Source organism: Thalassobaculum fulvum, assembly GCF_014652915.1.
In the GTDB taxonomy this organism is placed as follows: Bacteria; Pseudomonadota; Alphaproteobacteria; order Thalassobaculales; family Thalassobaculaceae; genus Thalassobaculum_A; species Thalassobaculum_A fulvum.
This window is the reverse complement of sequence record NZ_BMZS01000002.1, coordinates 416518-436736: the sequence shown is the minus strand read 5'-3', so window position 1 is coordinate 436736 and position 20219 is coordinate 416518. Positions and strand designations below refer to the sequence as shown.

The following is a 20219-nucleotide window of genomic DNA, read 5'->3' as shown; positions in this document are numbered from 1 at the left end:
GATCAGAGGCCGGGAACCAGCCGGACCATCACCAGGAAGATCAACGCGCCGATCAACGCCGACAGCGGCACCGTGATCAGCCAGGCGGCGGCGATGGCCAGCAGGTGACGGCGGCGCACCAGCCGGCGCTTCGCCGCCTTGCGAAGCACGGCCGGGTCCTCGGACGGGTCGGGTGCCAGGCCGGGCAGCCAACCGTCCGCCGCATCTTCGGCCTGCTCTTGGGCGGCGGCCGCCCGCGCCGCCCGGTTTAGGCGTGCCTGCCGGCGGATATGGCCGCCGCGATGGGCGTGCCACTCGCGCGCCAGGCCGACGCCGAACACCGCGCCCACGGCGATGTGGGTGGAACTGACCGGCAGGCCGAGGGCCGACGCGATCAGCACGGTCACCGCCGCCGACAGCGCCACGCAGAACGCCCTGACCGGGTTCAGGCGGGTGATCTTCTCGCCGACCATGCGGATCATGCGCGGCCCGAACAGGGCGAGGCCGACGGAGATGCCGGCGGCGCCGATCAGCATGATCCAGCCGGGCACGGCGACCTTGGCGCCGGCGACGCCCTGCATCGCCGCGACGACCGCGGCCAGCGGGCCGATCGCGTTGGCCACGTCGTTGGCGCCGTGGGCGAACGACAGCAGCGCGGCGGCGACGATCAGCGGGGCGGTGAACAGCGTGCCGACCGCCTTCTTGGTGTTCTCCAGCCGCGGCGCCTGGCGCGCCACCAGCCGCGAGACGGTGCCGAGCGTCGCCGCGAACACCCCGCCGACCAGGGCGAGCAGGACCCACAGCGGCGGCTTCCAGACCTTGGACAGCCCCTTCTGGATCAGGTAGGCGGCGAAGGCGGCGGCGGTGATCGCCACCACCACCGGCACCCAGCGGCGGGCCGCCGCCACCCGGTCGTCGGCCTGCAGGATGAGCTGGTCCAGCAGCACCAGCATCAGCGCCGCCCCGATCCCGCCGAGCATCGGCGAGACCACCCAGCTGGCGGCGATCGCGCCCAGCACCGGCCAGTTGGCGGCCTGCATGCCGGCCGCGGCGAGGCCGGCCCCGAGCACCCCGCCGACGATCGAGTGCGTGGTCGAGACCGGCGCCTCGAGCCAGGTCGCGAGGTTGAGCCAGAGGGCGGCGCCGAGCAGGGCCGCCATCATCAGGGCGACGAACGTGCCGCGGTCGCCGACCGCCGCCGGGTCGATGATGCCCTTGCTGACCGTCGACACCACGTCGGCCCCGGCGATCAGCGCCCCGCCGGCCTCGAAGATCGCCGCCACCAGGAGCGCGCCGCCCATGCTCAGGGCGCGCGCCCCGACGGCCGGCGCCATGTTGTTGGCGACGTCGTTGGCGCCGATGTTGAGCGCCATGTAGCCGCCGATCACCGCGGCGGCGACCACCACCCCGGTCCCGGCCGTCGTGCTCCAGTCCGCCAGCACCCAGACCAGCACCAGGAACACCAGGCTGAGGCCGAGGGGAAGCAGGCGCAGGCCGCCCTGGTGGCTGACCGCCTCGAGCGCGACGATCTTCTTCAGGTCCTTGTCGAGCGCCTGCTTGCGCAGGGAGGAAGGGGGCAAAGGCATGTTCGGGCACCGGCCTCCGGCGGCGGATGGGGTGGCCGGCCCGCTGTACTATTTCCCCCAGCGCAACGCCAGCACGTCGGCCTCGCGCGCCAGCTCCAGCAGGCCGGCCTTGGTCGCCGGGTGCAGCGGCTCCAGCGGGTGGCGGACGGCGTCGGACTTGATCACCCCGCCCTCCATCATCGCGGTCTTGGTGGCGCGCAGGCCGCACTGCCGGTTCTCGTAGTTGATCAGCGGCAGGATGCGGGCGTAGATCCGGGCCGCCTCGTCGCGGCGGCCGGCCAGGTGCTCGGTCACCACCGGCTTGATCAGGTCCGGCAGCAGGGCACTGCACATGGTGCCGGTGGCGCCGGCGTCCAAATCGGCCATCAGGGTGATCGACTCCTCGCCGTCGAACGGCCCCTTGATGGCGGCGCCGCCGGCCTCGATCAGGGTCCGCAGCTTGGCGGCGGCGCCGGCGGTCTCGACCTTGAAGTGGGTGACCTGCGGCACCGCCTGGCCGAGCCGCACCAGGAACGGCACCGACAGGGTGACGCCCGACAGCGGCGCGTCCTGCACCATGATCGGCAGGCCCGAGGCCTCGGCGACGGCGGCGAAATGCTCGACGATGCCCTTCTCGTCGGCCTTCAGCGCGGTACCGTGATAGGGCGGCATCAGCATCAGCATCGACGCCCCGGCCTCGGCCGCCCGCTTCGAGCGCTCGGCCGCGAGGCGGGTGGAGAAGTGGCTGGTGGTGACGATCACCGGCACCCGGCCGGCGACGTGGGTCAGGCACAGATCCAGCAGGGTGTCGCGCTCGGCGTCCGACAGCAGGAACTGCTCGGAGTAGTTGGCCAGGATGCAGATGCCGTCGACGCCTTGGTCGATCATGCAGTCGAGCACCCGCTTCTGGCCGTCCAGGTCGACCTCGCCGGTCTCGGTGAACGGGGTCGGAGCGATCGGGTAGATGCCGCTGTTCGGCATGACGGGGGCGGGCATGGTTTCCTCCGGCTTTCTGGTCGGTCGTCGCCTCAGAGCATCTCACGAAGCGCCTTGGCGCGCTCCGTCGCCGCCGCCATCAGCAGCGGCAGGTCGTTGCCGCCGAGGATCAGGCGGGCGCCGATCTCGATGTAGCGCTGCATCAGCGGCGGGCTGTAGACGCCGCCCATGCCCGGGTGCTTGCCGTGCTTGCGGCAGGCCTCGACCACGGTCTCGTAGGCCTTGGCGATGTCCGGATGGTCGACCTGGCCGGGGATGCCCATCTCCATGGTCAGGTCGCTGGTGCCGATCAGCAGCGCGTCGACGCCCGGCACCGCCGCGATCTCGTCGGCACGGGCGATCGCCGCCGGGCTCTCCAGCATCACCACCAGCAGGGTCTCGCGGTTGATCGCGGTCGTCGCCTCGGCCAGCGGCGTCGGCTTGAAGTCGAGCTGCGGCAGCGCGCCGGTCACCGAGCGGTGGCCGACCGGCGGGTAGCGGCACTGGCTGACCATGCGGGCGGCGGTCGCCGCGTCGTCGACGTGCGGCACCACGATGCCCTGGGCGCCGCCGTCGAGCGCCCTCGTGGCGTGGAACGACTCGTAACCCGGCACCCGAACCACCGGGGTGATGCCGGCGTCCTGGGCGGCCACGCTGATCTGCACGGCGGTGTCCAGGTCCATGGAGTTGTGCTCCATGTCGATGAACAGCCAGTCGAAGCCGGCGGTACGCATGGCCTTGGCGATGTCGACGGTGCGGGTCTGGCGCAGCCCGACGCCGATCGCGAGCTGGCCGGCCCGCAGCCGGTCGAGGGCGGCGTTCTTCAGGTCGGTCACGGAATCCTCCGGGGTGGTATCTCGTATGACGCCCGGATCAAAGCAGGGTTCGCCGGCCGCGTCATCCATCGCCGTCATCCGTCGGCGTGGCCGGGCGGATGCCGGCTTGCCGTGACGCGGCGTCCCGCGCCACACTCCGCCGACCGACCGTCCCAAGACCACCCACCGGAGGAAGCCCGTGAACCAGCAGACCCCGCCGGCGGCGGCCGTCGAGGCCGTGGCGCGCATCAAGCAGGCGCTCGGCCCGAAGGGCTGGCTGGAGGATCCGGCCGACACCCTGAAATACCGGACCGACTGGCGCGGCCGCGACGTCGGCGAGGCGCTGCTGGTGGCGCGCCCGGCGTCGACAGGGGAGGTCGCCGAAGTGGTGCGGGTCTGCGCCGAGGCCGGGCTGGCGATGGTGCCGCAGGGCGGCAACACCGGGCTGGTGCTGGGCTCGATCCCGACCGAGCCGCGGCCGGCCGTGGTGCTGTCGCTCGACCGCATGACCCGGGTCCGGTCGATCGATCCCGACAACTTCGCGATGGTCGTCGAGGCCGGCTGCGTCATCAAGGCGGCGCAGGACGCGGCGGCCGAGGCCGGCCGGCTGTTCCCGCTGTCGCTGGCGTCGGAGGGCAGCTCGACGGTCGGCGGCACCCTGTCGACCAATGCCGGCGGCAACCAGACCATCCGCTACGGCAACGCCCGCGAGCAGGTGCTGGGCCTGGAGGTGGTGCTGCCCGACGGCACCGTGTTCGACGGCCTGAACACGCTGCGCAAGAACAACACCGGCTACGACCTCAAGCACCTGTTCATCGGCGCCGAGGGCACGCTCGGGGTGATCACCGCGGCGGCGATGCGGCTGATGCCGGCGCCCAAGGGCCGCGAGACCGCGCTGCTGGCGGTGCCGGACCCGGCGGCGGCGCAGGCGCTGCTGGGGCGCGCCCGCGAGCTGTCCGGCGACACCGTGCTGGCCTACGAGCTGATGCCGCGGATGTGCCTGGACCTGGCGATCCGCCACATCGAGGGCATCGCCGATCCGCTGTCGGCGCCATCGCCCTGGTACGTGCTGGTCGAACTCGCCACCGCCTCGCCGATCGACGATCTGCGCGCCAAGCTGGAGGCGATCCTGGCCGAGGCCATGGAGCAGGAGCGGGTGACCGACGGGGTGATCGCCGAGAGCGAGGCCCAGCGCGCGGCGCTCTGGCGGATCCGCGAGGAGCAGGCCGAGGCCGGCCGGCGCGAGGGCGGCGGGGTGGCCTGCGACGTGTCGGTGCCGGTCAGCAGGGTCGCCGGGTTCCTGGCGCGGGCCGAGGCGATGCTTCGGGAGCAGGAGCCGGAGATCCGCCTCAACACCTTCGGCCACATGGGCGACGGCAACATCCACTACCTGATCCTGCGGCCGCTGGCGATGGCCGCGGAGGCCTGGCAGCAGCGCAGCTACGACCTGGTCGACCGCCTGAACGGGCTGATCGCCGAAATGGGCGGCAGCTTCTCGGCCGAGCACGGCATCGGCGCCCAGAAGCGCGAGGACCTGGTGCGCTACGCAGCCCCGTCGCGCCTGACCCTGATGCGGGCGGTCAAGGCCGCCATCGATCCGGCCAACGTCATGAACCCGGGGAAGATCCTGTAGCCGCCAGGGCTATCGGCAGGCGGGGTCTTGTTCGGGCGGCGGGCAGAACTCGCGGATCTTGCCGCACACTTCGGCCAGGAAAGCCGGGGACATCCGGTCCGGGCCGTTCATTTGCAGCGTGTCAGTGTGTTGTCGGCACGACCCGCCGGGTCCGTCGTAGCGCGGCGTCGCGACCCAGTTCAGCACCGCCATGCCGAGGGCCAGGGCGACGATCAGGATCGCAAGTCGGACGATCAGCGAGTTGCGGGTTTCCGGGGCGGGCCTGCGTATCTTCCGGTCCTCCGGTCGTGCAGGTCGGGATCGGCTACGCCGCGGACGTCAGCACCCGGGTCTTCGGCAGGGTGAACGCGACCGTGGTTCCGGCACCCGGCGTACTCTCGATGGTCAGCCGGCCGCCGTGCAGTTCCACCAGGCGCCGGGCGATCGGCAGGCCCAGGCCGGTGCCGCCGACCGCCGGGGCGGTCTGGCTGGGCTCGACCTGGCTGCGGCCGTAGGGCTGCATGGCGCGCTCGATCTGGGCGGGGGTCATGCCGGGGCCGTCGTCGCGCACCCGGATCTCGACCGGGTCGCCGTCGCGGAACTCGATCACCACCTCGCCGTTCTCGGGGCCGAACTTGATGGCGTTGCCGACGATGTTGATCATCACCTGCTGGATGGCCCGCCGGTCGGCCCGGGCGCGCGGGCCGTAGCGGCCGTCGATGCGCAGCCCGACGCCGCGGCCGTCGGCCAGCGGCTCCAGCATGCGGACGGTGGCGTGGGCGATCGCCGACAGGTCGATCCAGTCGGCCTGCAGCTCGATCGCCCCGGCCTCGATCCGGGCCAGGTCGAGAAGGTCGTTGATCAGGTCGAGCAGGTGCCGGCCGCTGGTCGCGATGGTGTCGACGGAATCCCGGTAGCGGGCCGGCAGCGGGCCGTGGATCTCCAGCCGCAGCATGTCGGCGAAGCCGATCACGGCGTTCAGCGGGGTCCGCAGCTCGTGGCTCATATGCGCCAGGAACTCGCTCTTCGCGCGGTCGGCCATCTCGGCTTCCATCTTGGCGCGGGCGAGGTCGGCGACCGCGTCGACCGTCATCTGGCGGGATTCGAGGAACCGGGTGGCGACCTGCGCGATGTCGCGCAGCGAGTCGCGCTGGTCTTCGGTCAGGCGCTGCGGATGCGTGCCGATCGCGCACAGCGAGCCGACCCGGTGGCCGCTGCGCAGCCGCAGCGGAGCCCCGGCATAGAACCGCATGCCCGGCGCGCCGGTCACCAGCGGGTTGCGCGCGAACCGCGGGTCGTCCCAGACGTCCTCGACTTCGGTGATGTCGTCGTCGGCGAGCGACGCTGCGCACAAGGAGCCCTCGCGCGGGATCTCCCGGAGGTCGCCGAGCCCGACCGCCGACTTGAACCAGATCCGGTCGGAATCGATCAGGGCGATCGCCGCGATCGGCGTGCCGCAGGCCCGGGCGGCCAGCCGGGTGAGCTGGTCGAAAGTCATCTCGGGCGGGGTGTCGAGCACCTGCAGCGCCCACAGGGCGGCAAGCCGTGCGTCCTCGTCGTCCTGCGGAACCGGCATCACCACGCCGCACCCGTCATCTCAGCCAGCCCTCTCACAACCAGAGAGGTTAGTCGCGACGGGTTAACGGCCGGTTAAGCGAGTCGCGCGGCCCGCTAATCGGCCGCCGTCACGGCGGTCGCGGGGCGCGGGGCGGGCAGGAAGGCGGCGGCGGCGGCAATGGCCGCGGCGGCGGCGGCGCAGATCAGGAACAGGGTGGTGAAGCCGTCGCCGGCCGACGAGCCGTGCAGGCGCGAGATCACCGGGACGACCGTCGAGGCGACCGCGAACGACAGCACGTACTTCACGGCATAGGCCCGGGCCCGCCAGTGCTCCGGCGTGTTCCGTGCCACCAGGGTGTCGGTGATCGGGATCTGCCCGAACACCAGCATCATCATGGCGAGCGCCAGCGCGGTCATGGTCGAGCCGGTGGCGTCGGCGGCCAGCAGGAACACCGCGATGTCGCCGACCGTCAGGACCAGGAACACCAGCCGGATCGAGTAGCGGTCGATCAGGTGGCCGACCGCGACCTGGGTGAAGGCGGCGGCGGCGAACACCAGGGCGATCAGGCCGCCGGCCCCGGACGCGTCCTCGGTCAGCGCCATCACCCGCTCGTCGAAGATCTTGGGCAGCGCGATGGTGGTGCTGTTGAAGATGAAGCCGCCGACCGCGGTCGCGAAGAACACGATCGCCAACGTCCGCTTCCACTGCGGGCTGGGCTCTGCCTTGGCCTTGCGGGCCGCGGTGCCGGCGGCGGTCTCGGCGCGTCCGGCGACGCTCCGGCAGTGCAGGATCCACAGCCCGCCGATCGCGATGCTGGCCAGTCCCGGCACCACGAACGCGGTGCGCCAGCCGAAGCTCTCGCTCAGGAACGCCGCCAGCAGCGGTGCCGCGGCCACGCCCATGTTGCCCCACACGCCGTTGACCCCGAGCCGGCGTCCGATGGCGCCGCCGCCCTGGCTGACCATGGCGATGCCGACCGGGTGGTAGATCGCCGCGAACACCCCGATCGCCAGCAGGCCGGCGGCGATCTGCAGGCGCCCGTCGGCCAGCCCGGTCAGCACCGCGGCACCGCCGATTCCGACGAAGAACAGGGCGATCATCGCTTCCCGGCTCCAGCGGTCGGCGAGCCAGCCGGCCGGCAGCGAGCAGGCGCCGAAGGCGATGAAGCCGGCGGTCGACAGGAACAGCAGCTCGCCGTAGGTGGCGCCGAGTTCGACCGCCATGAACACCGCGGCGGTCGGAAACACCAGCATCATCAGATGGTCGACGGCGTGGCCGGCGTTCAGGAACAGGAAGCGGGTGTCGAGACGCATGGACTCCTCCCTGGCGATGGGGAGATGATGCCTTGAGCGACTTCTTCCGTCCTTCGATAGTACGCCAATCAGTGTTGCATATCGGACAGAACCTGCGCAGCCGGGATCCGGCGGTCGAGGCGCGCCAGCGCTGGCCCAAGGCGGTCGTCGGCTACGCCGTCGACTACGCGGCCGGCCACAGCACCGGCCGGCACGCCCACGAACGGGCGCAGCTGGTGCACGGCGAGAAGGGCGTGATGACGGTCCGGACCGACGACGGCGCCTGGGTGGTGCCGCCGGGCTATGCCGTGTGGGTGCCGCCCGGCGTGGTTCACGAGGTCCGGGCCGCCGGCGCGGTCGCCATGCGCACGCTCTACCTGCGGGAGGATTCCGGCGTGCCGGTGGCGTCGCGCTGCCGGGTGGTGCGGGTTCCGGCCCTGGCGCGCGAGCTGATCGCCCGGGTGGTCCGGCTGCCGGCGGACTATCCCGAGGCCGGGCCGGAGGCGCGGTTGGTGGCGGTCCTGGTGGACGAACTCGCCGATCTGCCGGCCGCCCCTCTCGACCTGCCGCTGCCGCGCGACCGCCGGGCGATGGCGGTCGCCGAGGCGCTGATCGCGATGCCGGCCGACAACCGCGACCTGGAGGCCTGGGGGCTGCTGGTCGGGGCCAGCGACCGGACCCTGGCCCGGCTGTTCCGCAAGGAGACCGGCCTGACCTTCGGGCGCTGGCGCCAGCGCCGCCGGCTGCTGGCGGCGCTCGAGCGGTTGGCCGCCGGCGAGCCGGTGACCGCCGTCGCCCTCGACCTCGGCTACGAGAGCCCGAGCGCCTTCATCGCCATGTTCCGGCGCGCCCTCGGTGCCCCGCCGACCCGCTACCTGCGGCTCGGCGGGGACGCGACCCAGGAGCCGCGTTCCTAGCCGAGCACGTCCTTGTTGATGACGTTCTCGCCGATGATGTCGCCGTCGAAGGCACTGAGGATGTTCTTGGCGGTCTGCAGGCCCATGCGGTCGAGCGCCTCGTGGGTGACGCCGGCCATGTGCGGCGCGGTGACCACGTTCGGCAGCCCGAACAGCGGGTTGTCGGGCTGCGGCGGCTCCTGGGCGAACACGTCGATGCCGGCCCCGGCGAGTTTGCCGGCGGCCAGCGCGGCATGCAGGGCGGCCTCGTCGACGATGCCGCCGCGCGCGGTGTTGACCAGGAAGGCCGTCGGCTTCAGCTTCGCCAGCCGGGCGGCGTCGAACATCCCGACCGTCTCCGGCGATTTCGGGCAGTTGATGCTGACGAAGTCGGCGCGCGCCAGGGCGGCGTCCAGGTCGCCTGCCGGCTCGGCCCCGGCCGCAGTGATCTCCCTGGCGTCCTTGTAGGGGTCGTGGACCAGGACGTTCATCTCCATCGCCGCGCAGCGCTTGACCAGCCGCGAGCCGATGCGCCCGAAGCCGATCACCACGACGGTCTTGCCGAGCAGGTCGGACGGGATCGCCTTCAGCCGGTCGGACCAGCGGTTTCCCTTCACCAGCGCGTCGAGCTCGGCGCCGCGCTTGGCCAGCGCCATCATCATGAACAGGGCGGCCTCGGCCACCGACGGCGAGTTGGCGGTCCCGACCGTCATCAGCGGGACCCCGCGCTTGCTGAGCGCCGCCAGGTCGATGGCGTCGAAGCCGACGCCCAGGCGCGTGACCACGCGCATGTCGCCGGCGGAATCGAGCTCGTCCTCGCCGAACCGGGTCGGGCCGAGCGTCACCGCATGGACCGGAGCGTGCTCCCGCAGCAGGGCGTTGAAGTCGGCCTGCGAGATCCCGTTCGGGAACGACACGACCTCGATGTCGCTGCGGCTGTCCAGCAGCGCCCTGCCGCTGCCGGAGAAGGTTTCGGTGGTCAGGACTCTCTTCCTGTTGGTGGTCGCGGTCGCCATCGCGTTTCCTTCCCGGGCGAGTGTTCGGCGTCGTCGGGCCGCCGTATCGTGATGTGGTTCCGGTCCGGACGGCGGCGAGGGCGGTCGCTCCCTCCGCCGTCCGGCCGGGTCGTGCCGCAGTCAGCGCTTGAACGGGTAGAAGCTGACGTCGTTGAACAGCATGTTTTCCTGGCTGTAGAGGGCGCCCAGCTTGGCGCTCTCCTGGGTGTAGGCGATCCAGTCCGGGTCGGCCTGCATGGCGGCCCGCTTCTTCTCGCGGTCGCCGGCGTTTTCGTAGGCCCAGATGTGGATGTAGACGTTCGGGTCGCCGGTCTCGCACTTGGCGTACAGCACCGGCAGGCCGAGATGCTTGGCCTGCGGCGCCTTGCCCATGCGCTCGTAGAGCTCCAGGTGCTTGGCGATGGTGCCGGGCCGGCAGGTGTACTTGCGCACGTCGAACAGCATGGACGTCTCCTCCTGATGTCGTCGGTGGTCTTCGAGGTGGGAGGCCGAGCTTACCGCAGGAGGAGGCGTCCGGAAGAGCCGATCAGTCGATCCGTCGAATCCTTCCCTCGACCGCCGGCGCAACCGTCCCTTTGGCGGCCACGAAGTCCCCGACCTGGCCGGCCATCAGCTGTGCGGCGTTGGCGTCGACCAGCCGCCTGGCGCTGGCGAACGCCGTGTAGCCGTCGCCGCCGCGCGCCATGAAGTCGTTGGTGGCGAGGGTGTAGCTTGCGGCCGGGTCGAGCGGTCTGCCGGCGACCGTGACGTCGGAGACCCGCTGGCCGGCGGGCTGGCCGGGGCTGTAGGCGAAGCCGATGCCGGAGACCTGCGGGAACCGCCCGGCCCCGTCCTCGACCTGGCTGACGCCGTTCTCCAGGGCGGCCAGCAGTGTCGCACCGGTCACCTCGAGCTTGAGCGTGCGGTTGCCGAACGGCAGCTCGGCCAGGACGGTCTTGCGGGTCAGGGTGGTGCCGGCCGGGTAGGTGGTGTCGCCGCGGATGCCGCCGCCGTTGGTGATGGCGACGTCGGCACCGGTGGCGGCGCGCATCGCGTCGGCGATCAGGTTGCCGATCGCCGCCTCGCCGCCGCGCACGGTCGCGCGACGGGAGTCGAGTTCAGTCGTCGTCGTGCCGATCGCCTGGCCGAGCTCGGAATCGAGCCTGGCGAGGTAGGTGTCGACCTTGGCTTGGACGTCGGGGTCGGGCGTGACCGCGCCGGTGTGGATCTGCGCGAAGTCCGGGGTCCACACGACCTTCGGGCCGTTGCGTCCCTCGACCTTGTCGATGGTCAGGACGAGACGACCGACGAAGATTCCCTCGGAGCCGGCCTTCAGGACCGCGTGCCTGCCGTCGTAGTGGGTGAGGGCCAGGTGGTCGTGGCCGCCCAGCACGATGTCGATGCCGGGGGCCGCCTGCATCAGGGCAAGGTCCTCGGTGTAGTCGTTGTGGCTGAGCGCGATCACGACGTCGGCGCCCTTGTCGCGCAGCGATTTGGCGAGACGGGGGCCGGCACTGGCATAGGCCTCGAAGCCGACGTCCGGGCCGGGGCTCGACAGCAGCGGCGTCTCGGGCGTGGTCAGGCCGAGCAAACCGATCTTGTAGCCGCCGGCCTCCACCATGGTGGCGTCGGCGACGCCCGGAAAATTGGGCAGGCCCTTGGCGGCGACGTTGCCGGCCAGCCACCGGAACGACGACTCTGCGACCCGGGTCTCCAGGACCTCCGGGCCGAAGTCGAACTCGTGGTTGCCCAGCACCGCGTACTGGATGCCGACGGCGCCGGCCATGTCGATCATGTTGGCGCCCTTGTCGATGCCGGACAGCAGCGAGGGTGAGATCAGGTCGCCGCCGAAGGTGACGATGACGGTGGCGCCGGCGGCCTCGGCACGCGCCTTCTCGGCCTTGATCACCGCGGCGATCCGGGCGGCGCCGCCAGCCCCGTCGACCGCCTCGATGCGGTCCCAGTCGTTGACGTGCAGGATGACCAGCTTGGCCGGCTCGGCCGCCAGCGGGCCGGCCAGCCAGAGGGCCGTGGCGACCGCCAGCAGGGCGGCCCGGACCAGACGGGGCAGGGATCGGGGCATGGGGCGCTCCCTCGATGTGGGAGCGCCAGCCTAGCCGGGTCGCGTTACGGTCGGAAGCGGGTCCAGTTCAGCGATCCCGGGTCAGAGGGCGCAAATCAGAGCACCCGGGCCTGGGCGCGGCCGCCGCGGCCGCTGCGCGCGGAGGCCGCGTTGTCCTTCTCGTCGAACAGGGCCGCCAGCTGCTCCATCATGGTGCCGCCCAGCTGCTCGGCGTCGACGATCGTGACGGCCCGGCGGTAGTAGCGGGTCACGTCGTGCCCGATGCCGACCGCCACCAGCTCCACCGGCGACTTGGTCTCGATGTAGCGGATCACGTCCCGCAGGTGCTTCTCGAGGTAGTTGCCCGGGTTCACCGACAGCGTCGAGTCGTCGACCGGGGCGCCGTCGGAGATCACCATCAGGATGCGCCGCTCCTCGGGCCGGGCCAGCAGCCGCTGGTGCGCCCAGTGCAGCGCCTCGCCGTCGATGTTCTCCTTGAGGATGCCCTCGCGCAGCATCAGGCCGAGCGACTTGCGGGCGCGGCGCCACGGGGCGTCGGCCGGCTTGTAGACGATGTGGCGCAGGTCGTTCAGGCGGCCGGGGTTGGCCGGCTTGCCGGACGAGATCCAGCGCTCGCGCGAGGAGCCGCCCTTCCAGGCGCGGGTGGTGAAGCCGAGGATCTCGACCTTGACCGCGCAACGCTCGAGCGTGCGCGCCAGGATGTCGGCGCAGATCGCTGCGATGGTGATCGGCCGGCCGCGCATCGAGCCGGAGTTGTCGATCAGCAGGGTCACCACGGTGTCGCGGAACTCGGTGTCCTTCTCGACCTTGTAGGACAGCGGGAACAGCGGCGCCGTCACCACGCGCGACAGCCGGCCGGCGTCCAGGATGCCTTCCTCGAGGTCGAACTCCCACGACCGGTTCTGCTGGGCCATCAGCCGGCGCTGCAGGCGGTTGGCCAGCCGGCCGATCACGCCTTGCAGGTGCGACAGCTGCTGGTCGAGCAGCGTGCGCAGGCGGTTCAGCTCGTCCGGGTCGCACAGCGTGTCGGCCTCGACCACCTCGTCGAACTCGGTGGTGAAGGCGCGGTATGCGGTGTCCTGCCAGTTCCGGCCGTCCATGTTGGGATGGAGAGGCGAGCCCGGGTTGCCGGGGTCCTCGTCGCCGGAGCCGGGCTCCAGGTCCATCTCCTCGGCTTCTTCGCCGTCGGCGCTCTCGTCGCCGGCCTGCATGTCGGACGGGATGGTCTCGGTGTCGGCGCCGTCCTCCGAGGTGCCGCGGGTGCCGCCCTCGCTGGTCTCGTCGACGTCGCCGCCCTCGTCCTCGCCCTCGGCCTCGCTGCCGTCGTCCTCCGCCATGCCCTCCTCGCCGATCTCCAGGTCGAGGTCGGCGATCATCTGGCGCGACGCCTTGGCGAAGGCGTCCTGGTCGTCGAGGTACTTGTCGAGGTCCTTGAGGTCGTGGCCGACCTTGCTCTGGATCCACGGCCGCCACAGGTCGATCACCCGCTGGGCGCATTCCGGCGGCGGCGTGCCGGTCAGGGCCTCGCGGGTCAGCAGCCGCATCACGTCGACCAGCGAGACGTCGTCCTTCTCGGCGCGCTCGAGGCCCTTGCGCCGGTAGGTCTCGTCCATCACCGCGTCGAGATTGCCGGCGACGCCGGCCATGCTGCGGGAACCGATCGCCTCGATCCGGGCCTGCTCGACCGCGTCGAAGATCTCGCGGGCCGCCTGGCTCTGCGGAACGCGGCGGGCATGGACCGTGTCGTCGTGGTGCTTCAGGCGCAGCGCCAGGGCGTCGGACGCCCCGCGCAGCCGGGCGAGGTCGGCCGGGTCCATGTCCTTCGGCGGGGCCGGCAGGCGGGCGCGGTTGCCCGCCAGACCGGCCTGCTCGGCGCCGTAGGTGACCTCGACCTCGCGCTCGCCCGAGATCGCCCGCACGCAGGCGGCGGTCGCACGCTTGAAATCCTCGAACGCGGTGTCGTCCGGGGCCTTGTTGCTGGTGTTGCTGCGCATGGCGGAAGCGTCTCGCGTCGCTTGCTACTCCGCGGCCCGGGCGCCGGCCGAGCCGATCTCGTCGCCGAAGCAGCGCTGGTAGTATTCGGCCACGATCGCCCGCTCGACCTCGTCGCACTTGTTGAGGAAGGTCAGGCGGAACGCCAGCTTCAGGTCGCCGCCGAAGATGTCGGCGTTCTCGGCCCAGGTGATGACGGTCCGCGGCGACATCACGGTCGAGATGTCGCCGGCCATGAAGCCGGCACGCGTCAAATCGGCGCAGGTCACCATCTTGGCCACCAGATCGCGCTTCTCGGCGCCCTGGTAGGTCGGGCACTTCGAGAGGACGATGTCCACCTCGGCGTCGTGCGGCAGGTAGTTCAGCGTCGTGACCACGTTCCAGCGGTCCATCTGACCCTGGTTGATCTGCTGGGTGCCGTGATACAGGCCGGTGGTGTCGCCGAGCCCGACCGTGTTGGCCGTCGAGAACAGCCGGAAATACGGGTGTGGGTGGATCACCTTGTTGGTGTCCAGCAGGGTCAGCTTGCCGTCGACCTCGAGCACGCGCTGAATCACGAACATCACGTCGGCGCGGCCGGCGTCGTACTCGTCGAACACCAGCGCCACCGGGTTCTGCAGCGCCCAGGGCAGGATGCCCTCGCGGAACTCGGTGATCTGCTTGCCGTCGCGGATGACGATGGCGTCCTTGCCGATCAGGTCGATACGGCTGATGTGGCTGTCCAGGTTGACCCGGATGCACGGCCAGTTCAGCCGCGCCGCCACCTGCTCGATGTGGGTCGACTTGCCGGTGCCGTGGTAGCCCTGGATCATGACCCGCCGGTTCCGCGCGAAGCCCGCGAGGATCGCCAGCGTGGTGTCGTGATCGAACAGATAGGCCTCGTCCCGGTTCGGGACGTACTCGCTGGGCTCCGAGAACGCCGGAACCTGCATATCGATGTCGAGACCGAAAGCCTCCCGCGCCGAGACGGTGGTGTCCGGCTTGTCCAGATGGTGGGCGGGCTTGCGCTCGATGACGGTGTCGTTCGCCATGGACGAAATTCCTGTAGGGAGGGAGGCCGGTGCGTCGGGGACGGCTCAGCCAAGAAACCGACGCAAAGTCGTATAGGCCTCGTTGATACTTTTCAACCGTTCCTCCGCGCCTCGGTCGCCGCCGTTGGCGTCGGGGTGGTGTTTTTTGACCAGTTCCTTGTACCGACGCTTCAGTTGATCGAGGGTCAGCGGCGGTTCAAGACCCATCACGGCGAAGGCCCGGCCCTCGGGTGACTGGGAGGATGGCCGGGCGGCTCCGGTCCTGCGTTCCTCGCCGTCCTCGTCATCGAACACGCCGAACGGGTCGCGGACGTTCCGGAAGGCCTGGCTGCGGCGACCGCCGTCGGCGGCGCCGAACCGCCAGGTAGGCCGTTCCCAGGTGGTCGAGCGGCGAAGGTCTGCCTCGACCTCGGCGTCCGACATGCCGGCATAGTAGTTCCATGACTTATTGTACTCGCGTACGTGTTCCAGGCAGAACCAGTAGTAGTCGTCCAGCCGGGCGCGCGACCGCGGTGCCCGGTACTCTCCGGCTTCTGCGCAACCCGGATGATCGCAGGCCCGCAGCGCACTCCGCGGGTCCATGCGATCGGACATCAGACCTTCCGGATTGGCCTTCGCCATGGGAGCGACCATTTAACCGCCAGACAGTGGGAGCGGGACCCGAGCCGGAACGGCCGGTCCCATCCCGACCGACCCTAACCGCGCACCGCAGAAAGTCCAGAGAATGAGCATGAGAGACAGGCTTGCCGCCAAGCTGACCGCGGCCTTCGAGCCGAGCACGCTGATCGTGGAGGATGAATCCCACCGCCATGCCGGCCACGCCGGGTCCCGGCCCGGCGGGGAAACCCATTTCAACGTCCAGATGGTTTCGGCGGCATTCATCGGCAAGTCCCGCGTCGAACGCCACCGCATGGTCCATGCGGTCCTGGAGGCGGAGCTGCGGGACTCCGTCCATGCGCTCGCGCTCAAGCTGGAGACGCCATCCGCTTAGGGTGATCCCGGACAATCAACCAGAAATAGCTGAGTTCGAGCTTAAACGTTAAATGGTTGCATAGGCCACAAATCCGTGGCATTGCTAACGTAGCGGGAGGACAGTCGGCGGGATTCGCGCCAAGACAGAATAGTGGGGCCAAACTTGTCCGCGTCGGAAGACAAATCCTCGATTCTGGAGAGTCGGAACGTTACCGTCGGCGGCCGCCGCACCAGCATGCGGCTGGAACCGCAGATGTGGGACGCGATCGAGACGATTGCCCGCCTCGAGGGCATGACGCTCAACAGCCTGTGCGCGGAGATCGACAGGCGCCGGCGCGACATCGGACTGACCTCGGCGACCCGGGTGTTCATCATCAGCTACTACCGGCACCTCGTCAGGAGCTACGAGGGTGGCGGCCCGAAGCCGAACGGTTCGCTGGCGCGCGTGGTGCTCGACACCGTCGTGGGGCGTCCGGTCGATCGAATGCCGGTGCTGCGGCCGACCGCCGAACGGGGGCGCAACCTGGCCGCGACCGGCGAGGACTGAAGACGACCGTCAGCCGGTGGAGCGGGACGGCGGAACCGCGGCCCCGTCCTCGGCCGGCCGGTACCAGCGCGGCCAGAGCTTGGCGACGACCGGGCCGGAATCGGCGAACGCGTGGCAGGAATTCAGCAGCCGCGGCCGCTTGTTCGGGTCCTCCGGCGCCGCCGGTTCGCCGCGGGCCTCGGCCTCGCGACGCTCCCGGGCCATCTCGCCGAAGATCGTCTGGTAGGCGGTGGTCGCCAGCGGGCCGAGCAACTCGACCAGATGCGTGCAGCCCTGGGCACCGCCCAGCCGCTCGCGCACCGCGCCGCGCCAGCCCTTTCCGATCGACAGGCCGATCAGGCGCCTGAAGTTGGGCGCGATGTCCGGGCAGACCGGGAACGGCCCGGTGTCGGTGACCGCCTCGGCGTCGAGGACGGTCAGGTCGCGGTCGATGGTGAGCCGCAGCCACATGTCATGGATCGGCTGCCCGGCCTCGACGTAGCCGCGGTATTCGTTGGGAAACCCGTAGGTCTTGGTGTCGACCAGATGGCCTTCGATGTCCCAGTGGCCGTCGGCCCGCCGCCAGCCGCGGCAGACGACGGTGCGATCGTGGACGAGCTCGCGCTCGACGGGAGGGCTCAGGGGCATGGCGGGTCTCCGTCGGGGGGACGTCGGGGATCGGGCGGAGCGAATCTCACGCCGTCGGCTGGTTGTCCAGCGGCGTCAGCCGCAGCAGGGTGATCTGGTTGCGCTGACGCCGCAGGATCCGGAACCGGAAGCCGTGGAACACGAACTCCTGGCCGACCTCCGGAATCCGCCGGGCCTCGTGCAGGACCAGCCCAGCAATCGTCGAGGCCTCCTCGTCCGGCAGGTTCCACTCGAACTCGCGGTTCAGGTCGCGGATCGTCACCGTGCCGTTGACCACGATCGAGCCGTCGGCCTGCACGCGCACGCCGGCGACCGCGACGTCGTGCTCGTCCAGGATGTCGCCGACGATCTCCTCGAGGATGTCCTCGAGGGTCACGACGCCCATGAAACTGCCGTACTCGTCGACCACCAGGGCGAAGTGCTCGCGGCGCTCGCGGAACGCCTGCAACTGGTCGAGCAGGGTGGTGGTGTCCGGGATGAACCACGGGTCGTTGGCGATCTCGACGAGATTGAGGTCCTCGGGCGCCGAGCCGCCATGCGCCCGGATGGCGCGCAGCAGCGCCTTGACGTGCAGAACCCCGACGATGTTGTCGGACTCGCCCTTGTACAGCGGCAGGCGCGTGAACGGGCTGTCCAGCACCAGCTCCAGCAGCTCGCCGAGCGGCGCGTCGGCGTCCAGCATCCGCACGTTGCGCCGGTGCGTCATGATCTCCGACACCTCGACGTCGGCCAGGTCGAGGATGCTGCGCAGCATGGCGCGCTCGTGCTCGACCTCCTCGCCGCCGTCGGCATGCATCTCGATCAGGCCGCGCAGCTCCTCCTCGCGCTCGTCGTGGCCGAGGCCGGCGGCGACCGACACGCCGCACAGCCGCAGCACGCCGGAGACCATGGCCTGCACCGTGACCGAGATCGGCGTCAGCACCCAGACCAGGGCGCGGATCACCGGGCTGACCGCGACGGCGGTCTGGTCGGGCCGGTTGATCGCGAAGGTCTTCGGCAGCACCTCGCCGAAGATCACCACGACAACCGTCATGCCGATGGTGGCGTAGAACACGCCGGTCTCGCCGAACAGGGCGATCAGGGCGCTGGTCGCCAGCGCCGAGGCGAAGATGTTGACGACGTTGTTGCCGATCAGGATGGCGCCGATCATCCGGTCGCTGCGCTCCTTGAGCGCGATCACCGTCGCCGCCCCCTTGCTGCCCTTGCGGGCGAGCTGCGACAGCCGCGCCTGGCTGGCCGCGGTGAGCGCGGTCTCCGATCCGGAAAAGAAGCCGGACAGCAGCAGGAGCAGGAAGATGCCGCCGACCGTGAGAGCGAGCGAAGTGTCCATCGAGCCGGCTCTGACGTTCCCCTCAGGCGGCTCGCGGCCGGTCGAGCAGGGCGCTGACGGCCGCCCGGTCGACGTCGCCGCGAACCACCGCGTGCCCGAGCCGCTCGAGCAGGACGAACACGATGCGGCCGTCGAGGGCCTTCTTGTCCTTGACCATGTGGCCGATCAGGTGCTCGGCGGTCCAGTGGCGGCCGGCGTCGACCTGGTCGAGCCCGGTCGGCAGGCCGACCGCCGACAGGTGCGCCGCCAGCCGCTCGGCGTCCTGGCCGGTGCACGGGCCGAGCCGGGCCGACAGCCGGGCCGCCAGCACCATGCCGGCGGCCACGCCCTCGCCGTGCAGCAGCGAGCCGTCGTAGCCGGCCATCGCCTCCAGGGCATGCCCGAAGGTGTGCCCGAAGTTCAGCAGCGCGCGCGGGCCGCCGGCGGTCTCGCGCTCGTCGGCGGCGACCACGGCGGCCTTGGCCCGGCACGACACGACGATGGCGTGGCGGCGGGCGTCGGCGTCGCCGTCCAGCAGGCGGCGGCCGTTGGCCTCCAGCCACTGGAAGAATTCGAGATCGCCGATCGCCCCGTACTTCACCACCTCGGCATAGCCGGCCAGCAGCTCGCGCCGGGGCAGGGTGTCGAGCACGGCGGTGTCGATCAGCACGCGCCGGGGCTGATGGAACGCGCCGACCAGGTTCTTGCCGTGCCGGGTGTTGACCCCGGTCTTGCCGCCGACCGAACTGTCGACCTGGGCCAGCAGCGTGGTCGGGATCTGCACGAAGTCGAGCCCGCGCAGCGCGACCGCCGCCGCGAACCCGGCGAGGTCGCCGGTGACGCCGCCGCCGAGCGCGATCACCACGGTCCGCCGGTCGATGCCGAGCGCCAGCATGCGGTCGAGCAGGTCGGCGAGTCCGTCCATCGACTTGGCGGACTCACCGGCCGGGACGGTCAGGGCGTCGACCGAGCGGGCGACGCCGGTCAGGCCGCGGACCAGCGCCGGCAGATGCAGCCCGGCAACGGTCTCGTCGGCCACCACGACGGCCTTGCGGCCCGCCAGCAGGTCCGCGAGCTCCTCGCCGGCCCGGTCGATCAGCCCGGCGCCGACCCGGATCGCGTAGCTTCGGTCGGCGAGCGCGACTTCGACGGTTTCGACGGCGCTCATCGCGCAGAAATCCTCACGGGTCCGGCCTTCACTGGTTCAGGTGGCACTGGTTCAGGTGGGCGACGAGCGCCTGATAGACCTTCTCGACGGTGGTCTCAATCGGAACCCGCCGGGTTTCGACGACGATGTCGGCCTCGGCGTAGACCGGGTAGCGGATCGCCATCAGGTTGCGCAGCGTCTCCTTGGGGTCGGCGGTCTTCAGAAGCGGCCGGTTGGACCGGCGGGCGACCCGCTCGAACAGGGTGTCGAGGTCGGCCTTCAGCCAAAGCGACAGCCCCTTCTCCTTGATCGCCTCGCGGGTATCGGGCGCCATGAAGGCGCCGCCGCCGGTCGCCAGGACGTGCGGGGTGCGGTCCTCCAGCAGGCGCCGGATCACCCGTCGCTCGCCGTCGCGGAACGCCGGCTCGCCCAGTTCCTGGAAGATCTCGGGGATGGTCCGGCCGGCCGCGGCCTCGATCTCTGCGTCGGCATCCACGAAGTCGACGCCGAGACGCTGGGCCAGCCGCCGGCCGATGCTGCTCTTGCCGGCTCCCATCAGGCCGACGAGGACGAGCGTGCAGGGAAGAACCGGATGGACGCGGATCGGATCGGACGGTCCGGCCGCCGATTCGGGCGCTTCGACGCGCGCCCCGCTGGCTGCGGTCATGCGGGGACCCCCCGCCTGCGCCGGGTTCGGGCGCCGCGTTGCGTCGGATTCCTGCGGTCGGTACAGTGCCGAAGTCGTGCCATAGTCCGACGGTACCACACGCCTCGCGGCGGTCGCCAGACCGGGCTCGGCCGGCCGGCGGGGCCTCGGGTCCGCC

Annotated in this window: 19 protein-coding genes; 4 read left to right on the top strand and 15 right to left on the bottom strand. The window is 70.9% G+C overall.

What is annotated here, in order from left to right; translation table 11 throughout:
• Window positions 1-2: 2 nt before the first annotated feature.
• From IE246_RS05320 to IE246_RS05310, 3 genes are read right to left on the bottom strand one after another with little or no spacing between them, the layout of a single operon-like run.
• Window positions 3-1565: an inorganic phosphate transporter gene (locus IE246_RS05320; protein WP_189987900.1), complete on the bottom strand. Its 1563-nt coding sequence runs from the start codon at window positions 1563-1565 to the stop codon at window positions 3-5.
• A 48-nt stretch (window positions 1566-1613) separates the two neighbouring features.
• Window positions 1614-2540 (bottom strand): dihydrodipicolinate synthase family protein, encoded by a 927-nt coding sequence (locus tag IE246_RS05315; RefSeq protein WP_189987899.1) that lies wholly within the window; start codon window positions 2538-2540, stop codon window positions 1614-1616.
• Window positions 2541-2572: 32 nt separating this feature from the next.
• Complete coding sequence (locus tag IE246_RS05310) at window positions 2573-3355, bottom strand: HpcH/HpaI aldolase family protein (protein WP_189987898.1); 783 nt, start codon at window positions 3353-3355, stop codon at window positions 2573-2575.
• Between the two features lie 178 nt (window positions 3356-3533).
• On the opposite strand from IE246_RS05310, the gene IE246_RS28105 reads away from it, so the two are divergent.
• Window positions 3534-4967: an FAD-binding oxidoreductase gene (locus IE246_RS28105; protein WP_189987897.1), complete on the top strand. Its 1434-nt coding sequence runs from the start codon at window positions 3534-3536 to the stop codon at window positions 4965-4967.
• A 304-nt stretch (window positions 4968-5271) separates the two neighbouring features.
• Here IE246_RS28105 and IE246_RS05300 read toward each other — a convergent pair whose 3' ends face one another.
• The gene (locus IE246_RS05300; RefSeq protein ID WP_189987896.1) at window positions 5272-6522 is read right to left on the bottom strand and encodes a GAF domain-containing sensor histidine kinase; all 1251 of its coding nucleotides are present in this window, start codon (window positions 6520-6522) and stop codon (window positions 5272-5274) included.
• A gap of 95 nt (window positions 6523-6617) precedes the next feature.
• A complete protein-coding gene (locus tag IE246_RS05295; protein WP_189987895.1) occupies window positions 6618-7817 on the bottom strand; it encodes an MFS transporter in 1200 nt (399 codons plus the stop codon).
• A 71-nt stretch (window positions 7818-7888) separates the two neighbouring features.
• On the opposite strand from IE246_RS05295, the gene IE246_RS05290 reads away from it, so the two are divergent.
• Window positions 7889-8713 carry an AraC family transcriptional regulator gene (locus IE246_RS05290; protein WP_229836422.1) on the top strand — a complete coding sequence of 275 codons (825 nt, stop codon included), beginning with the start codon at window positions 7889-7891 and terminating at the stop codon, window positions 8711-8713.
• Here IE246_RS05290 and IE246_RS05285 read toward each other — a convergent pair.
• The 6 genes from IE246_RS05285 to IE246_RS05260 form a co-directional block, all read right to left on the bottom strand.
• Window positions 8710-9708, bottom strand: a complete 999-nt coding sequence (locus IE246_RS05285) for an NAD(P)-dependent oxidoreductase (RefSeq protein ID WP_189987894.1) — start codon at window positions 9706-9708, stop codon at window positions 8710-8712. The genes IE246_RS05290 and IE246_RS05285 overlap by 4 nt on opposite strands.
• Before the next feature lie 120 nt (window positions 9709-9828).
• Window positions 9829-10152, bottom strand: a complete 324-nt coding sequence (locus IE246_RS05280) for an NIPSNAP family protein (RefSeq protein WP_189987893.1) — start codon at window positions 10150-10152, stop codon at window positions 9829-9831.
• 82 nt (window positions 10153-10234) lie between these two features.
• Entirely contained in the window at window positions 10235-11770 is a 1536-nt protein-coding gene (locus IE246_RS05275) for a bifunctional metallophosphatase/5'-nucleotidase (protein WP_189987892.1), read from the bottom strand.
• 95 nt (window positions 11771-11865) lie between these two features.
• Complete coding sequence (cobT, locus tag IE246_RS05270) at window positions 11866-13764, bottom strand: cobaltochelatase subunit CobT (protein WP_189987891.1); 1899 nt, start codon at window positions 13762-13764, stop codon at window positions 11866-11868.
• 24 nt (window positions 13765-13788) lie between these two features.
• Entirely contained in the window at window positions 13789-14793 is a 1005-nt protein-coding gene (cobS, locus tag IE246_RS05265) for a cobaltochelatase subunit CobS (protein WP_189987890.1), read from the bottom strand.
• Window positions 14794-14838: 45 nt separating this feature from the next.
• A complete protein-coding gene (locus IE246_RS05260; protein WP_189987889.1) occupies window positions 14839-15414 on the bottom strand; it encodes a J domain-containing protein in 576 nt (191 codons plus the stop codon).
• 103 nt (window positions 15415-15517) lie between these two features.
• Between IE246_RS05260 and IE246_RS05255 the strand changes: the two genes are divergently transcribed.
• Together IE246_RS05255 and IE246_RS05250 are read left to right on the top strand one after the other, a co-directional pair.
• Window positions 15518-15784: a BolA family protein gene (locus IE246_RS05255; RefSeq protein ID WP_189987888.1), complete on the top strand. Its 267-nt coding sequence runs from the start codon at window positions 15518-15520 to the stop codon at window positions 15782-15784.
• Window positions 15785-15916: 132 nt separating this feature from the next.
• Window positions 15917-16312 (top strand): ribbon-helix-helix domain-containing protein, encoded by a 396-nt coding sequence (locus IE246_RS05250; protein ID WP_268245267.1) that lies wholly within the window; start codon window positions 15917-15919, stop codon window positions 16310-16312.
• Between the two features lie 9 nt (window positions 16313-16321).
• Here the strand turns inward: IE246_RS05250 and IE246_RS05245 are convergent, their stop codons facing one another.
• From IE246_RS05245 to IE246_RS05230, 4 genes are read right to left on the bottom strand one after another with little or no spacing between them, the layout of a single operon-like run.
• The gene (locus tag IE246_RS05245) at window positions 16322-16939 is read right to left on the bottom strand and encodes a DUF2889 domain-containing protein (RefSeq protein ID WP_189987886.1); all 618 of its coding nucleotides are present in this window, start codon (window positions 16937-16939) and stop codon (window positions 16322-16324) included.
• A 46-nt stretch (window positions 16940-16985) separates the two neighbouring features.
• The gene (locus IE246_RS05240; RefSeq protein ID WP_189987885.1) at window positions 16986-18269 is read right to left on the bottom strand and encodes an HlyC/CorC family transporter; all 1284 of its coding nucleotides are present in this window, start codon (window positions 18267-18269) and stop codon (window positions 16986-16988) included.
• A 22-nt stretch (window positions 18270-18291) separates the two neighbouring features.
• Window positions 18292-19416: a 3-dehydroquinate synthase gene (gene aroB / locus IE246_RS05235; RefSeq protein ID WP_189987884.1), complete on the bottom strand. Its 1125-nt coding sequence runs from the start codon at window positions 19414-19416 to the stop codon at window positions 18292-18294.
• Window positions 19417-19444: 28 nt separating this feature from the next.
• Entirely contained in the window at window positions 19445-19951 is a 507-nt protein-coding gene (locus IE246_RS05230; protein ID WP_229836521.1) for a shikimate kinase, read from the bottom strand.
• Between the last annotated feature and the right edge of the window lie 268 nt (window positions 19952-20219).

Coding starts and splice junctions, on each gene's coding strand:
- IE246_RS05320 (WP_189987900.1), bottom strand. CDS start 1,565: ATGCCTTTGCCCCCTTCCTCCCTGCGCAAGCAGGCGCTCGACAAGGAC.
- IE246_RS05315 (WP_189987899.1), bottom strand. CDS start 2,540: ATGCCCGCCCCCGTCATGCCGAACAGCGGCATCTACCCGATCGCTCCG.
- IE246_RS05300 (WP_189987896.1), bottom strand. CDS start 6,522: ATGCCGGTTCCGCAGGACGACGAGGACGCACGGCTTGCCGCCCTGTGG.
- IE246_RS05295 (WP_189987895.1), bottom strand. CDS start 7,817: ATGCGTCTCGACACCCGCTTCCTGTTCCTGAACGCCGGCCACGCCGTC.
- IE246_RS05285 (WP_189987894.1), bottom strand. CDS start 9,708: ATGGCGACCGCGACCACCAACAGGAAGAGAGTCCTGACCACCGAAACC.
- IE246_RS05280 (WP_189987893.1), bottom strand. CDS start 10,152: ATGCTGTTCGACGTGCGCAAGTACACCTGCCGGCCCGGCACCATCGCC.
- IE246_RS05275 (WP_189987892.1), bottom strand. CDS start 11,770: ATGCCCCGATCCCTGCCCCGTCTGGTCCGGGCCGCCCTGCTGGCGGTC.
- cobT (WP_189987891.1), bottom strand. CDS start 13,764: ATGCGCAGCAACACCAGCAACAAGGCCCCGGACGACACCGCGTTCGAG.
- cobS (WP_189987890.1), bottom strand. CDS start 14,793: ATGGCGAACGACACCGTCATCGAGCGCAAGCCCGCCCACCATCTGGAC.
- IE246_RS05260 (WP_189987889.1), bottom strand. CDS start 15,414: ATGGCGAAGGCCAATCCGGAAGGTCTGATGTCCGATCGCATGGACCCG.
- IE246_RS05255 (WP_189987888.1), top strand. CDS start 15,518: ATGAGCATGAGAGACAGGCTTGCCGCCAAGCTGACCGCGGCCTTCGAG.
- IE246_RS05245 (WP_189987886.1), bottom strand. CDS start 16,939: ATGCCCCTGAGCCCTCCCGTCGAGCGCGAGCTCGTCCACGATCGCACC.
- IE246_RS05240 (WP_189987885.1), bottom strand. CDS start 18,269: ATGGACACTTCGCTCGCTCTCACGGTCGGCGGCATCTTCCTGCTCCTG.
- aroB (WP_189987884.1), bottom strand. CDS start 19,416: ATGAGCGCCGTCGAAACCGTCGAAGTCGCGCTCGCCGACCGAAGCTAC.
- IE246_RS05230 (WP_229836521.1), bottom strand. CDS start 19,951: ATGGGAGCCGGCAAGAGCAGCATCGGCCGGCGGCTGGCCCAGCGTCTC.